The sequence below is a fragment of the Novosphingobium aquiterrae genome (assembly GCF_042434435.1).
GTDB lineage: Bacteria > Pseudomonadota > Alphaproteobacteria > Sphingomonadales > Sphingomonadaceae > Novosphingobium > Novosphingobium aquiterrae.
In genome coordinates, this window is record NZ_JBHLTL010000001.1 from 232,477 (window position 1) to 245,842 (window position 13,366).

Annotated in this window: 12 protein-coding genes; 6 read left to right on the forward strand and 6 right to left on the reverse strand. The window is 65.1% G+C overall.

Annotated features, from left to right (window positions below):
• Window positions 1-21 precede the first annotated feature (21 nt).
• From ACFFF7_RS01265 to rsmD, 3 genes are all read left to right on the forward strand, one after another.
• Window positions 22-1,176, forward strand: coding sequence for an aromatic ring-hydroxylating oxygenase subunit alpha (locus tag ACFFF7_RS01265; protein ID WP_379479549.1), 1,155 nt, complete (start codon window positions 22-24; stop codon window positions 1,174-1,176).
• Window positions 1,177-1,370: 194 nt separating this feature from the next.
• Entirely contained in the window at window positions 1,371-2,402 is a 1,032-nt protein-coding gene (locus ACFFF7_RS01270; protein ID WP_446686283.1) for a pseudouridine synthase, read from the forward strand.
• 2 nt (window positions 2,403-2,404) lie between these two features.
• A complete protein-coding gene (gene rsmD, locus ACFFF7_RS01275) occupies window positions 2,405-2,959 on the forward strand; it encodes a 16S rRNA (guanine(966)-N(2))-methyltransferase RsmD (protein WP_379480446.1) in 555 nt (184 codons plus the stop codon).
• On the opposite strand, the gene ACFFF7_RS01280 is transcribed toward rsmD, so the two are convergent.
• Window positions 2,925-4,187, reverse strand: coding sequence for an MFS transporter (locus tag ACFFF7_RS01280; protein ID WP_379479550.1), 1,263 nt, complete (start codon window positions 4,185-4,187; stop codon window positions 2,925-2,927). The two genes, rsmD and ACFFF7_RS01280, sit on opposite strands and share 35 nt — an antisense overlap.
• Before the next feature lie 94 nt (window positions 4,188-4,281).
• A complete protein-coding gene (locus ACFFF7_RS01285; RefSeq protein ID WP_379479551.1) occupies window positions 4,282-4,617 on the reverse strand; it encodes a hypothetical protein in 336 nt (111 codons plus the stop codon).
• 103 nt (window positions 4,618-4,720) lie between these two features.
• On the opposite strand from ACFFF7_RS01285, the gene ACFFF7_RS01290 reads away from it, so the two are divergent.
• Window positions 4,721-7,015 carry an ATP-dependent helicase gene (locus ACFFF7_RS01290; protein ID WP_379480447.1) on the forward strand — a complete coding sequence of 765 codons (2,295 nt, stop codon included), beginning with the start codon at window positions 4,721-4,723 and terminating at the stop codon, window positions 7,013-7,015.
• Window positions 7,016-7,024: 9 nt separating this feature from the next.
• On the opposite strand, the gene ACFFF7_RS01295 is transcribed toward ACFFF7_RS01290, so the two are convergent.
• The 3 genes from ACFFF7_RS01295 to ACFFF7_RS01305 form a co-directional block, all read right to left on the reverse strand.
• Window positions 7,025-7,507: a DUF5063 domain-containing protein gene (locus ACFFF7_RS01295; RefSeq protein WP_379479552.1), complete on the reverse strand. Its 483-nt coding sequence runs from the start codon at window positions 7,505-7,507 to the stop codon at window positions 7,025-7,027.
• A 32-nt stretch (window positions 7,508-7,539) separates the two neighbouring features.
• Window positions 7,540-8,991 (reverse strand): DEAD/DEAH box helicase, encoded by a 1,452-nt coding sequence (locus ACFFF7_RS01300; protein WP_379479553.1) that lies wholly within the window; start codon window positions 8,989-8,991, stop codon window positions 7,540-7,542.
• A 135-nt stretch (window positions 8,992-9,126) separates the two neighbouring features.
• The gene (locus ACFFF7_RS01305; protein WP_379479554.1) at window positions 9,127-9,702 is read right to left on the reverse strand and encodes a hypothetical protein; all 576 of its coding nucleotides are present in this window, start codon (window positions 9,700-9,702) and stop codon (window positions 9,127-9,129) included.
• A 108-nt stretch (window positions 9,703-9,810) separates the two neighbouring features.
• On the opposite strand from ACFFF7_RS01305, the gene ACFFF7_RS01310 reads away from it, so the two are divergent.
• Both ACFFF7_RS01310 and ACFFF7_RS01315 read left to right on the forward strand, forming a co-directional pair.
• The gene (locus ACFFF7_RS01310; protein WP_379479555.1) at window positions 9,811-11,262 is read left to right on the forward strand and encodes an FAD-binding oxidoreductase; all 1,452 of its coding nucleotides are present in this window, start codon (window positions 9,811-9,813) and stop codon (window positions 11,260-11,262) included.
• A gap of 64 nt (window positions 11,263-11,326) precedes the next feature.
• Window positions 11,327-12,100 carry a SapC family protein gene (locus ACFFF7_RS01315; RefSeq protein ID WP_379479556.1) on the forward strand — a complete coding sequence of 258 codons (774 nt, stop codon included), beginning with the start codon at window positions 11,327-11,329 and terminating at the stop codon, window positions 12,098-12,100.
• A gap of 222 nt (window positions 12,101-12,322) precedes the next feature.
• On the opposite strand, the gene ACFFF7_RS01320 is transcribed toward ACFFF7_RS01315, so the two are convergent.
• On the reverse strand, window positions 12,323-13,276 hold the full coding sequence (locus ACFFF7_RS01320) for an N-formylglutamate amidohydrolase (protein WP_379479557.1): 954 nt from the start codon (window positions 13,274-13,276) through the stop codon (window positions 12,323-12,325).
• Window positions 13,277-13,366 lie beyond the last annotated feature (90 nt).

A 13,366-nucleotide genomic window follows, 5' to 3' on the forward strand; every position in this document is an offset into this window, starting at 1 on the left:
AATGGTCTATGCCTAGTCCCCATGGAGAGGACAACCACGCTTCCGGGGACAACCCCGACCGCGGGCCAGCTGGCCCTGGCGCAGCAGATCGCAGAAGGGTGCACGCGCCCCAACCGCGGGATCACCACAGTGCCCACAGTGGTCTATACCGATCCTGAACACTTCGCCGCGGAAAGCAGCGCACTGTTTGGCCGGATGCCGCAGGTCCTGTGCCCCTCTGCGCTGATTCCCGATCCGGGGATGAGCGTGCCGCACGACGCCACCGGCCGGCCCTTGCTCATCACCCGCGACGGAAACGGCGACGTGCACGTATTCCTCAACGTCTGCCGCCACCGCGGCACCCGGCTGGTCGAAGGGCAAGACGTGGCCTGCACCAAGCGGCTGACCTGCCCCTATCACGCCTGGACCTATGCGCTCGACGGGCGGCTGCTCGCCCTGCCCCGGCCCGAGACGTTTCCCGGCATGGACAAGGGCGCGTTCGGCCTGGTCGAACTGCCCAGCTGCGAGGCTGGCGGTCTGATCTGGTACGGTCCCGACAGCACCGCCGACTTTGCGGATGCGCGCGAGCTGGGGGCCGACTTCGACGCCTTTGCCATGCGCGACCTGCACCTGTTCGCGCGGCAGACCCATAACGTAGCGTCCAACTGGAAGCTGATCATGGACGCGTTCCTGGAAAGCTATCACGTCACCCGGCTCCACGCCCAGACGATCGGGCCGTTCTTCAAGGACGGGATATCCAGCGGCGATCAGATCGGCCCGCACCAGCGCAGCCTGGTCTGCCGCGCTGAGGAACTGGCCGGGGTCGATCTGACCGACATGACCGCGCTGCGCCGCATCGGCACCTTTGCCTATCAGCTGTTCCCGGCGACGGTGGTGGTTATCAGCCCCGATTACATCAACATCATGACGCTGTGGCCCCAGGCGGTCGACCGGACTCTGGTCGAGGATTTCATGCTGATCCCCGAAGCGCCGCAAAGCGACAAGGCCCGCGATCACTGGCAGCGGTCTTGGAACCTGCTCGATGGCGGCGTTTTCGCTGGAGAAGATTTCCGAGCCGCGGCGCTCGGCCAGCAGGGGTTGTCCAGCGGGGCGATCGGCGAAGTGACGCTGGGCACGCTGGAAGGCGGGATCCGCCGCCTGCACGAGATCATCGCCGAGCAAATGGCCGTTTCTTAGATCCTCTCCATTTTCGCGTAGCGCAAATGGGGAGGTGGCTCGGCAAAGCCAAGACGGAGGGGTAATGGCGCGAGGGTAGAGACCCCTCCGTCATTTGCTGGCGCGAATGCCACCTCCCCATTTGTGCCATTCGGCAAAAACGGAGAGGATCAAGGAAGGGTGACGCAGCCCAGTTGCCAAGCTAAGGGCGGCACATGAACAGCCCAGTCGACAAACCCCGCGCAGGTGACCGCATCGCCAAGCTCCTCGCCCGTGCCGGCGTGGCCAGCCGCCGCGAGGTCGAGCGGATGATCGAGGATGGCCGGATCAAGATCGGCGACGTGGTGGTCACGACGCCGGCGACCCTGCTGACCAGCCTCAAGGGCGTGAGCGTTGACGGAACCCCGGTCAAGGCGCCCGAAGCGGCGCGGCTGTTCCTGTTCCACAAGCCCGCCGGCCTGCTCACCGCCGAGCGCGATCCCGCCGGCCGCCCGACGATCTACACCGCGCTACGCAACGCCCTGCCCGCCGATGCGCGCCGGGTGATGCCGATCGGACGGCTCGATTTCAACACCGAGGGGCTGCTGCTGCTGACCAACGACGGCGGGCTCAAGCGGACGATGGAATTGCCCGCCACCGGCCTTCCCCGCACCTACCGCGCGCGCACGTTCGGCGCGGTGACCCAGGACCAGCTCGATGCGCTGATCGAGGGGGTCGAGATCGAAGGCGTGCGTTATGGCAAGATCAACGCCAACATGGAGCGCAGCACCGGGCGCAACCAGTGGATCGAAGTGACCATCACCGAAGGCAAGAACCGCGAAGTGCGGCGCGTGCTGGAATATCTGGGGCTGGAAGTCAGCCGCCTGATCCGCACCGCCTATGGCCCGTTCGAGCTGCTCGATCTGCCGCGCGGCGCGGCGGTGGAGGTGCGTCAGGTAGAGGTCGAACGCTTCGTCCGCACCCTCAAGGTGCCTGGCTCCGCGCCCGGCCCCGAAGCCCCGCGCGATGCCGACAGCATGGCCCGCGCCCGAGTCCAGCGTGCCCGCCGCGATGCGCAGCGCCCTGCGATGCCGGACAAGGCGGAAGGCCGCGCTGGGGCCAAGCCCGGCAAGCGCCCCTTGCCGCGCAAACCGCGTGAAGATGGCAAGCTGATCGACCGCCCCAAGCGTCCGGCTTCGGGCAAGCCCGGCGCGCGGCCGCCGGGTGGTTCGCGCTCAGGCCCGCGCAAGCCTGGGCCGCGCAAATGAGCCTGCGGATCATCGCCGGCGAATGGCGCGGCCGCAAGATACAGGTCCCTGCGGGCGAGGTCACCCGGCCCACAGCGGACCGCACGCGCGAGACACTGTTCTCGATGCTGGTCAGCCGGATCGGCACCTTCGAGGGTTTGGCCGTGGCCGATCTGTTCGCCGGTTCGGGCGCCTTGGGGCTTGAGGCGCTGTCGCGCGGCGCGGGCTCCTGCTTGTTCGCCGAGCAGGACCCCGCCGCGATCCGCGCGCTGCGCGCCAATATCGCCGCGCTGCGTGCTGCCGAGCGCTGCGACGTGCGCGCCGCATCGGTCCTGGCGCTGGGCCCGGCCAAGGCCCCGCTCGACCTGATCCTGCTTGACCCGCCCTATGGTTCGGGCGCGGGCGGCGTCGCGCTCGACAAGCTGGTCCGGCTCGGCTGGATCGGCCCGGCGACCTGGGTCAGCCTCGAAACCGGCGCCAAAGAACCGCCGGTGCTCAAGTCGCTTGAACCCGTAGCCGAAAGGATCGTCGGCAAGGCGCGGATTACGCTGCTGCGGCTGCCGGACGCGCCAGCTTGACGCCGACCAGGGTCAAGGCCCCGGCTGCGACCAGCAACAGCCCGATCTGGCTGCCATGGCCGGCGTCGCTCATCGCCTTGGCTACCAGCGGCGTAACCGCACCGCCAACAATCCCCCCGGCGTTGAATGCCACCGAAACGCCGCTGTAGCGTACCGGAACCGGGTACAGCGTCGTCAGCCACCCGCCGAGCGGGCCATAGACAAAGCCCATCACGAACAACGCTGCCGACAAGGTTGCGAAAATCGCCAGAGTGCCCCCGGCCAGCCCGCCCGCAAAGCCCAGGCCAACCACCATCGTCGCCAGCGCCCCGATCAGGATCACCCAGCCCGCTCCGACCTTGTCGGACAGCCACGCGGCAATGACGATCCCGGCGGCCAGAAAGCAGTTTGCGCCCAGCTGCAACAGCAGGAACGTTTCGCGCGGATAGCCCAGCTGGCGCGTCCCGATGTCGAGCGCAAAGGCGGTCGAGAGGTAGAACAAGGCAAAGCACGCCACCACGCCCGCGCTGCCTGCCAGCACCGCGCCGCCATGACCGCGCAGCAGGGTCCACAGCGGAATGGGCGGCGGCGGGGCGTGGTCCAGCGCAGCGCGGAACTGCGCGGTTTCGCCGATATTCAGCCGAACCCACAGCCCGATCCCGACCAGTACCGCGCTGGCAAGGAACGGCACCCGCCAGCCCCAGCTGAGAAAATCGGCGTCGCTCAGCCACAGCCCGAGCAGCAGGAACAGTCCATTGGCGGCCAGGAAGCCCAGCGGTGCACCCAGCTGGGGCGCTGCGCCAAAGCGGCTTTCCCAGCCTTTCGGCGCATTCTCGGTTGCCAGCAACGCGGCCCCGCCCCATTCGCCGCCCAGCCCCAGGCCCTGCCCGAAACGCAGAATGCACAGCAGTAGCGGGGCGAAGAACCCGGCATCGGCATAGCCCGGCAGGAACGCCACCAGCAGGGTCGAGGCCCCCATCAACAGCAGTGAGGCCACAAGCGTAGCCTTGCGCCCGACACGGTCACCGAAATGACCGAATGCCACGGCTCCGATCGGCCGGGCGATGAAGGCCAGGCCGAAGACCATGAACTTGGCGATGCCCTGCACTTCGGCCGAGCTTTTTGGGAAAAACAGTTCGCCAAAGACCAGCGCGGTGGCTGTGGCGAAGACGTAGAAATCGTAGAACTCGACCGCCGTGCCGGTGAGCGATGCGGTCAGGATACGGCGGTGCTGGCGAAGCGGGTTCATCGCCTGCGCTGGTTGCTGGCAGCAGGCGGCCTGTCAAACAAAAAGGGCGCCGGTTGCCCGGCGCCCTTTCCTGCGACCCTTATCGGGCTTGGTGTTACTTTCCGCCGGGATTGCGGCAGCTGTCGCGCAGCGTTTTGGTGCACAGCGGATAGACCTTGTTCAACGCCTCTGCCGGCGGTGCGGTCAGCGCGCCCTTGTAGGCTCCGGCCTGGTACGAAGGATCGGCGGGAACTGCCGGAGGTACCGGGTCAGCCGCAGTGGTCGGGTTGGGCGGCGTCGCACTGGGCGCCTCCGCGCTGGCCGGGTTGGCCTGAACCTGAATCGGCGGCGTCGCGGACGGCATCGGCATGGCCGGATCCATCGTCTGGGCCTGTGCCGGAAGCGTCATAAGGGCGGTTGCCGCCATCCCCAGGAATAACATCTGCTTCATGGTTCGTTCCTTGCTCGCTACGACGTATATGGCTGTTCAACGCCCGATCGTTCCGCTGGTTCCCGATGATCGGCAAGCCGCACGCCCCTTGCGCCCAACCGCGATGTTCCCTAGCTGTTCACCCGTGTCCCAGCTTCCCGAATCTGCCGATGACCCCCTGCTCGAGGGGCTGAACCCGCCGCAGCGCGAGGCGGTGCTGGCGGTCGACGGCCCGGTGCTGATGCTGGCCGGGGCAGGCACCGGCAAGACCGCAGCGCTGACCACCCGGCTCGCCCACATCGTCCGCAGCCGCCGCGCCTGGCCAAGTGAAATCCTCTGCGTCACCTTCACCAACAAGGCCGCGCGCGAGATGAAGGAGCGGGTCGGTCACCTGGTAGGTCCGGCGGTCGAGGGGATGCCGTGGCTCGGCACGTTCCATTCGATCGCCGCCAAGCTGCTGCGCCGCCATGCCGAACTGGTCGGGCTCCAGAGCAATTACACGATCATTGACACCGACGATCAGCTGCGCGTGCTCAAGCAGCTGATCCAGGCCGAGGGGCTGGATGAAAAGCGCTGGCCGGCGCGGCAACTGGCGCAATGCATCGATCGCTGGAAGAACCGCGGGCTCAACCCCGCCGATCTCGATGCCGCGGAAAACGAAAGCTACGCCAATGGCCAGGGGCAGAAGTTCTACCGGCTGTACCAGGACCGGCTGAAAGCGCTCAACGCCTGCGATTTTGGCGACCTGCTGCTGCATATGCTCAATATCCTGCGCACCGACCGGGCGATTCTGGAACAGTACCAGCAGCGCTTCAAATACATCATGGTCGACGAATACCAGGACACCAACCAGGTCCAGTACCTGTGGCTGCGCCTACTCGCCCAGGGCCACAAGAATATCTGCGTGGTGGGGGATGACGACCAGTCGATCTATTCGTGGCGCGGCGCAGAAGTTGCCAATATCTTGCGCTTCGAAAAGGATTTTCCCGGCGCCAAGGTGATCAAGCTGGAACAGAACTATCGCTCCACACCGGACATTCTCGCCGCTGCATCGGGCCTGATCGACGCCAACAGCCAGCGGCTGGGCAAGACGCTGTGGACCACGCGCAACGGCGGTGACAAGGTCCGCGTGATCGGCGTGTGGGACGGCCCGGAAGAAGCGCGCCGGATCGGCGAAGAGGCTGAGCGGCTTGAGCGCGAGGGCGCCAGCCTGGCCACCGTCGCGATCCTGGTCCGTGCCCAGTTCCAGACCCGCGAGTTCGAGGACCGCTTCATCGCGATCGGCCTGCCCTACAAGATCGTCGGCGGCTTCCGCTTCTATGAGCGCGCCGAGATCCGCGATGCCCTGGCCTATCTGCGGCTGATTACCCAGCCCAGCGACGATCTGGCCTTCGAACGGATCTACAACACTCCCAAGCGCGGGCTGGGCGACAAGACGCTGGAAAAGATCCACCGCCACGCCCGCGCCGGCGGCGTCCCGCTGAGTCTCGCGGCGTTCGAGATCACCGACACCGACGAGCTGCCGACCAAGGCGCGCAACACGCTGTTCGCGCTGATGCGCGATGTCGGGCGCTGGCGTGAAGCGGCCAAGCTACTCAGCCCGGCCGAGCTGGCGCGCACCGTCCTAGAGGAAAGCGGCTACACGACCGCGCTGCAGGCAGAAAAGAGCGCCGAAAGCGCCGGACGGCTGGAAAACCTGACCGAACTGGCCCGCGCGATGGAAGAATACGAGACGCTCGGCGACTTCCTCGAGCATGTCAGCCTGGTGATGGACAACGACGCCAACGACAGCGCCGAAAAGCTGACGATCATGACCATCCACGCCGCCAAGGGGCTGGAATTCGATCACGTCTTTCTGCCCGGCTGGGAAGAAGGCGTGTTTCCCAGCCAGCGCGCGATGGATGAAGGCGGGCTCTCCGCGCTCGAGGAAGAACGCCGGCTTGCCTATGTCGCGATCACCCGTGCGCGGCGGCGCTGCACGATCATCCATGCCGCCAACCGGCGCATCTATGGCCAGTGGACCAGTTCGATCCCCAGCCGCTTCATCGGCGAACTGCCGCAGGCCCACGTAGAGCAGGAAACCACGCTGTCGGGCGGCGCCTCGCTATGGCGGGCGCAGTGGTCGGAAGCGAGCGATCCTTTCGCCCATGTCGCGCGCGGTACGGGGCGTGGCCCCGGCTGGCAGCGCGCCACGACGCGCGAATTCGATACGACGCCCAAGCGCGTCGCCGAATCGACCCGCAGCGCCGCCAGCTTCGCCGCCAAACCACGCGACGATGTGGCGGTAGGGGCGCGGGTGTTCCACGAAAAGTTCGGCTACGGCACGGTCACCGCGCAGGAAGGCAACAAGCTTGAGATCGACTTCGAAAGCGCCGGGCCGAAACGGGTGATCGACAGCTTTGTGAAACTGGCTGAGTAGCTTGCTCAGCTACCAAGCGCATATCTTCGGAGAATGAAGGAGCACCCGCAGCTTATGCAGATGCGCTCCCCAATGATTCTGATAGCCCCAGCGAAATTGCCAAATGCCATCCTGAATGCGATTCTGATCGAAATACCAAAGCACTTCCAAGAGATCTCTCGCAATATCAGCTAGATCATCAATCGCATCAGCAACACCCGGCTTTGAACCCGGCTCATCGTTTACATCGGCCCAAGGATAAAGCCCCAACTCGGGAAACGATTTTCCTGCCCGGCTATAGATCTCCGCTCCCGAGATCTCTGGGGTTTCGATGTCGGAATCTGAAGGCTCAAGACTTTCAGTGATGTGATACTCAAGAACAAGCCTATCGAGCGTGACCGCCAACAGACTATAGTCTGTAAGATCAACTTTGGCTTGACCGTCAATGAGCGACAAATACGCCTCAATCGCGCCTCGAATGCTTGCATGATCAAGGCGCTCAGACTGGTCCATCTGAACTTAGAATAACACGCACTGAATAAGAACTACAGCGCCGAAAAGCCCAGGAAGCTTGGCACAGGGCCGTTCCACTCGCCGGCTTCGCTGGGCGCCTCTGCCGGTTCCGCACGGCGCGGGCGGCTTTCGCGGCGGGGCTCGGCTCGAGTAGCACGTTCCTCGCGCGGTGCACGTTCCTCGCGCGGGGCGCGTTCTTCGCGCGGCGGACGGGGAGCGCGTTCGGCTTGTTCTGCCTTGGGGGCAGGTTCGGCGCGTTCCGCCCGGGGGGCGCGTTCGCGGCGGGGCCTCTCTTCACGAGCAGGACGCTCTTCGCGGGCCGGACGCTCTTCGCGCGCGGCGCGGGCCGGCTTGGCTTCACCCTCGCCCGCTACTTCATAAACTTCCAGCTTGCCGCCAGTCAGCTTCTCGACGTTTTCGATCGCTTCGGCATCTTCCGGCGCGATCAGGGTGAAAGCGCGGCCGGTCGCCCCGGCGCGACCGGTGCGGCCAACGCGGTGGACATAGTCGTCGGGATGCCACGGCGTGTCGAAGTTGAACACGTGGCTGACGCCCTTCACGTCGAGCCCGCGCGCGGCGACATCGCTGCACACCAGGATGTTGATCGTGCCGGCCTTGAACCGGTCAAGCTCGGCAATGCGCGAGGACTGGTCCATGTCGCCGTGGATTTCGCCCGCGGAAAACCCGCTTTGCTTGAGGCTCTTGGCCAGTTCGCGCACCGTGGTCTTGCGGTTGCAGAAGATCATCGCGGTCGAGACATTGTCGGTGCGCAGGATCGTGCGCAGCACGTCGCGCTTGACCCGCGAAGAGGCGACCGGAACTTTGAACTGGACGATCTGGGTATTGGTCGATGCCGGACGGGCGACTTCGATATATTTCGGGTTGCTGAGAAACTTGTCGGCCAGCTTCTTGATCGGCGGCGGCATGGTCGCGCTGAACAGCAGGGTCTGGCGCTGCGCCGGAAGCTTCGAACAGATCGTCTCGATGTCCGGGATGAAGCCCATGTCGAGCATCCGGTCAGCCTCGTCGATGACCAGCAGATCGCAGCCGGTCAGCAGGATCTTGCCCCGTTCGAACAGGTCCATCAGCCGGCCCGGGGTGGCGATCAGCACGTCGACGCCTTCGTTGAGCGCCTTGACCTGATCGCCCATCTGCACTCCGCCGATCAGCAGCGCCATCTTCAGGTCGTGGTTCTTGCCGTACTGTTCGAAGTTTTCGGCAACCTGGGCCGCAAGTTCGCGTGTCGGCTCGAGAATCAGGCTGCGCGGCATCATCGCGCGGCGGCGGCCGTGAGCAAGGATATCGATCATCGGCAGCACAAAGCTGGCGGTCTTGCCAGTGCCGGTCTGGGCGATGGCGATCAGGTCGCGCATCATCAGAACGGAAGGAATGGCCTGGGCCTGGATCGGGGTGGGCGTGTCATAGCCCTTGGCGGTGACCGCCTGGAGCAGTTCGTCGGACAGGCCGAGATCGGCAAATTTCATAAGGTAACGGTGTTCCGGAAAAAGCGTCTGCGCCCCTTCCCCCCGGTCAGGCCGCCGCTTCGCCCGGCCCAGCGGACCCCATGCGAAGCTGGCGCGCCCTAGGCCGAAAGAGGGCGCAAAGTCAAGGAAAGAGGGTCAGTCGCCTTGCTCGACGATCTGGCGAAACCCGGTGACGGTACAGTTCGTACCATTGCGGGCCAGCAATTGGTCGCGGCCCTGGCAGATCATCCCGTCGGCGTTCTTGGCAACGAGGAAGCCGGAGTAGTAGGCCTGGGCCTGGCACGATTTGGACAGCGCAGCGCTGACCGTGCGGCGATCGCGCAGCATCATGATCAGGCGATTGCCGCCCGCCGGCTGCACGCCGATGATCCCTGCCACAGGCACGCATTTGCCCATCTTCTTTTCGCGGTAGCGCGGCATCCCCGGCTGCGGTTCGAAATCGGGGGCGAACATCGATGGCATGATGGGCATCGGCGCGGGACGCGGAGCGATGCGAATGGTGATCCGTTCCTCAATCCGCACCTGCTGCGCGGGGGCCGGATGGATATAGTCGGCCAGTGCCTGCAAACCCTCATTGCTGGCGCGCGAAACCGGTGCGGCCGGCACCGCCAGCCCGGCGTCGGCGGGTAGCGGCACCCGCGCATCCTCCACCGCAAAGGCTGTCGGCAGCATCAGCACCAGCGGTGCAAGCAGGTGGGCTAATGGGTTCATTGCCTCGGGTGTTTAGGGACCGGTCTTGAACGACCGCTTAACCTGCCGCGCGGCAGGCGCAAGAGGCTGCGTTGGCTGTTGCCCCGTGCTGTGCCATATCGCGTGCCGATGAACCTGCCGCACGATCAATTTCTGGCCGAACTTGCGGCGATCCTTGGCCCGCGCGGGCTGAGCCGCGATAATGACGTGGTCGATCCCTGGCTGACCGACTGGCGCGGCCGCTATCACGGCGCGGCACTGGCCCTGGCAGCGCCTGCCGATACCGCCGAAGTGTCCGCTGTGATGGCGCTATGCGCGCGCTATGGCGTCCCTGTAGTCCCCCAAGGCGGCAACAGCGGCATGTCCGGTGGGGCCACTCCTGATCCGGATGGGACAGCCCTGCTCCTCTCACTGCGACGGATGAACGCGATCCGCACGATCGATCCTGCCGCGCAGCAGGCGGTGTGCGAGGCAGGTGTCGTGTTGCAAGCCCTCCACGAAGCCGCTGAAGCGCAAGGGCTGCGCTTTCCGCTGACCCTGGGCGGTAAGGGTTCTGCAACGATCGGCGGCCTGATTTCCACCAATGCAGGCGGCACCCAGGTGCTGCGCCACGGCGTGATGAAGGCGCAAGTGCTTGGGCTTGAGGTGGTGCTGCCCGATGGACAGATCTTCGATGCCCTGACCCCGCTGCGCAAGGACAACCGGGGGTTTGATCTGAAGCAGCTGTTCATCGGCTCGGAAGGTACGCTGGGGATCGTGACCGCGGCGACGCTGCGACTGGTTCCGGCGATTTCGGATCGCATTGTGGTCTGGGCCGGACTCGAATCGATCCACGCCGCCCGTGCCCTGCTGCTCCATTGCGAAGCTGCGCTGGGCAACGCCATCGAGGGGTTCGAGGTCTTGCCTCAGCCCTGCCTCGATGCGGTTCTGGCCTATCTGCCCGATGCCCGCACCCCGTTGAACGGCCGCCACGCCTGGCACGCGCTGATCGAAGTCGTCGCGACCGGCGATGCCGTAGCGCCCCTGCGCGACGCGGTGGAAGCAGCTTTGGCCGCTGCCTTCGATCGCGGCATGGTCCAGGATGCCGTACTTTCTGCCAGCGAAGCCCAGGCCGAAGCGTTCTGGACTCTGCGTGATTCGATTTCCGCGGCAGAGCGCGCGCGCGGTCCGGCGATGCAGCATGACATCTCGGTTCCGGTGGCGGGCATGCCCGCCTTCATCGAATCGGCCAGCCGCACGATCGAAGCCGCGTGGCCCGGAACGCGTGCTATCGGCTATGGCCATCTGGGCGACGGCAACATCCATTTTCATGTCGGCGCACCGGCCGGGACAGAGCGGGATACGTGGGAAAGCGGAGCCGGCAAGGCGATCAGCCGCCGGGTCCACGATCTGGTCACTGCTGCTGGCGGCTCGATTTCTGCCGAGCACGGCATCGGCCAGCTAAAGCGCACCGAGCTCGAGCGGCTGGCCGATCCGGTCCGGCTCGACCTGATGCGCCGGATAAAGGCCGCGCTCGATCCACGCGAATTGCTCAATCCGGGCAAGCTGGTGGCGCTTGCGCCGGAAAGCGGCAACGCCTAAAGGCGCGTTTTCGTCCCGGGCGCGCCCGGAAATGCCAATATTCGCACTGATTGGAGAGTTCCCGATGGCCAGCGCGCCGCAAGCCACCAACCTGCCATTGTTCTACAATGACCTGATGCCGCTCAACAGCCGCGACCACGGCAACTGGCACAGCCGCACCACCGATCAGGCAAAGTGGCTGGTCGGCCAGCACGCGATCCCGCTGACGGCTGAAGAATTCGTCCACGCCTCGCGCAATTACCCGATCGTCTTCTCGGTCGGTGAACCGCCGGTGCCGCTGGGACTGATGGGCCTGAACGAGGGCGTCAACACCTTCATCGACGATGAAGGCCGCGCCAGCGAGAAGGTCTATATTCCGGCCTATGCGCGCCGCTATCCCTTCATGCTGGCCAAGTTGGCTCCGGAATCGGAAGAGCTGTCGCTGTGCTTCGATCCGACCACCGATCTTGTCGGCGAGTTCGACGATGGCGCCGCCCTGTTCAATGCTGAAGAACCGTCCGACACCACCAAGTCGACCCTGGAATTCTGCCGCAATTTCGAAGAAGCAGGCTTCCGGACGCAGAACTTTGTCGAAGAGCTGGCCAAGCATGACCTGCTGATGGACGGCGAAGTCGCCATCCAGCAGGCCGGCAATGACCAGCCGTTCGTTTATCGCGGTTTCAAGATGGTCAACCAGGAGAAGCTGCGCGAACTGCGTGGCGACGTCCTGCGCCAGTGGAACCAGAACGGAATGCTGGCGCTGATCTTCGCCCACCTGTTCAGCCTGGAACTGATGAGCGACGTGTTCGCCCGCCAGGTTCAGCAGGGCAAGGGTCCGGTTCCCGTACTCGCCAGCTGATCGGCTGCAAATACCAGCCCGCGCCGCGAGAATTCGGCGCGGGCTCGCCCGGTTTATTCGTATGCACGGTGCCGGGGCTTGTCATAACCTGACAACAGGCTTATCTTTGTTTCGTCTTGTCGGTGCTTCCCTCATGGCCCGGCCGGACACTGGTGCACTCTGTGCACCTCCTCCCTGAACCTTGGCCACCTCGTGCGTTTGCACGAGGTGGTTTTTTATTGGCTATTCGGCGGCGACAGCCCAGCGTGCGGGATCATCGGCCTGACCCAGCTGGGCAACCTGCGTGGCCAGACGTTCGGTCAACCCGACCAGCACGTCGACCATTGCCGCGAATCCCGCTCCAGGTTCGCTCATGGCATGATCGAGATAGCAGCTGCGATCGACCTCAAGCTGAAGGGCATGAAGGCCTTCATGCGGGGCGGCGTGACGTTCCAGAACATAGCCGCCGGCATAGGGCCGATTGTGCCCCGCCGCATGCCGCACTTCGGCGAAGTAGCCAAAGGCAGAGGCTATCAATGTGCCGTGGCACGACACCCCGAAGCGATCGCCGATGACGAAGACACTGGGCGGACGCGGACCACGCAGGCCCAGCGGCGGCATCGAATGCAGGTCAATCAGCAGCGCGGCACCCCAGCGCTTGCGCAGCCGTGCCAACTCTCTCGCCAGCGCAGCATGGTAAGGGGTGTGGATGGTGGCAATCCGCTCAGCCAGTTCCTCTTCGGCAAGACGCTGCTTCCAGATCTCGCCCAGGCCATGCAACCGCCGGGGGATCAGGCCAAGTCCGCTGCGCGCCCGCAGCCCCATCGGCGCATCACCGCGATTCGGTTTGCCGGGGACCAGCATGTCCCAATCGACATCGTCCTCTGCACGATTGAGGTCGATCATGGCGCGCGGCGCATTGGCGATCAGCAGTGCCGCGCCGGTACGCTGCGCCACTTCGCGGCCAAGCAGATCGGCATAGCGATCCTCAAGCCGCAGCGCCGCAGCGCGGGGATGGCGCATCCTTGCGCTCAGGTTTGCGGGATAGGTCCGGCCAGCGTGCGGGACCGCGATAAGAATGGGAATCGACGAGGGGTCGGGTGCCGACAGCGCATAGGCGGGAACGCCTTCGGCGCCAGGAATGCGCCCGGTATCGCGTCTCGGCGATTCGCTGGATCCAGGGACAGCACGCGTCATATACAAACTTGCTGGCGCGGTTCGGCCTTCATGTCAAAGCCGGTCAGACAAAAAACCGGGCGAGAAAATTAACCGGTAGGGTGTATAGGA

What these genes read in the sequence shown, in the direction of transcription:
- ACFFF7_RS01265 (WP_379479549.1), top strand. Translation starts at nt 22, where the DNA reads ATGGAGAGGACAACCACGCTTCCGGGGACAACCCCGACCGCGGGCCAG.
- ACFFF7_RS01270 (WP_446686283.1), top strand. Translation starts at nt 1,371, where the DNA reads ATGAACAGCCCAGTCGACAAACCCCGCGCAGGTGACCGCATCGCCAAG.
- ACFFF7_RS01280 (WP_379479550.1), bottom strand. Translation starts at nt 4,187, where the DNA reads ATGAACCCGCTTCGCCAGCACCGCCGTATCCTGACCGCATCGCTCACC.
- ACFFF7_RS01285 (WP_379479551.1), bottom strand. Translation starts at nt 4,617, where the DNA reads ATGAAGCAGATGTTATTCCTGGGGATGGCGGCAACCGCCCTTATGACG.
- ACFFF7_RS01290 (WP_379480447.1), top strand. Translation starts at nt 4,721, where the DNA reads ATGTTCCCTAGCTGTTCACCCGTGTCCCAGCTTCCCGAATCTGCCGAT.
- ACFFF7_RS01295 (WP_379479552.1), bottom strand. Translation starts at nt 7,507, where the DNA reads ATGGACCAGTCTGAGCGCCTTGATCATGCAAGCATTCGAGGCGCGATT.
- ACFFF7_RS01300 (WP_379479553.1), bottom strand. Translation starts at nt 8,991, where the DNA reads ATGAAATTTGCCGATCTCGGCCTGTCCGACGAACTGCTCCAGGCGGTC.
- ACFFF7_RS01305 (WP_379479554.1), bottom strand. Translation starts at nt 9,702, where the DNA reads ATGAACCCATTAGCCCACCTGCTTGCACCGCTGGTGCTGATGCTGCCG.
- ACFFF7_RS01310 (WP_379479555.1), top strand. Translation starts at nt 9,811, where the DNA reads ATGAACCTGCCGCACGATCAATTTCTGGCCGAACTTGCGGCGATCCTT.
- ACFFF7_RS01315 (WP_379479556.1), top strand. Translation starts at nt 11,327, where the DNA reads ATGGCCAGCGCGCCGCAAGCCACCAACCTGCCATTGTTCTACAATGAC.
- ACFFF7_RS01320 (WP_379479557.1), bottom strand. Translation starts at nt 13,276, where the DNA reads ATGACGCGTGCTGTCCCTGGATCCAGCGAATCGCCGAGACGCGATACC.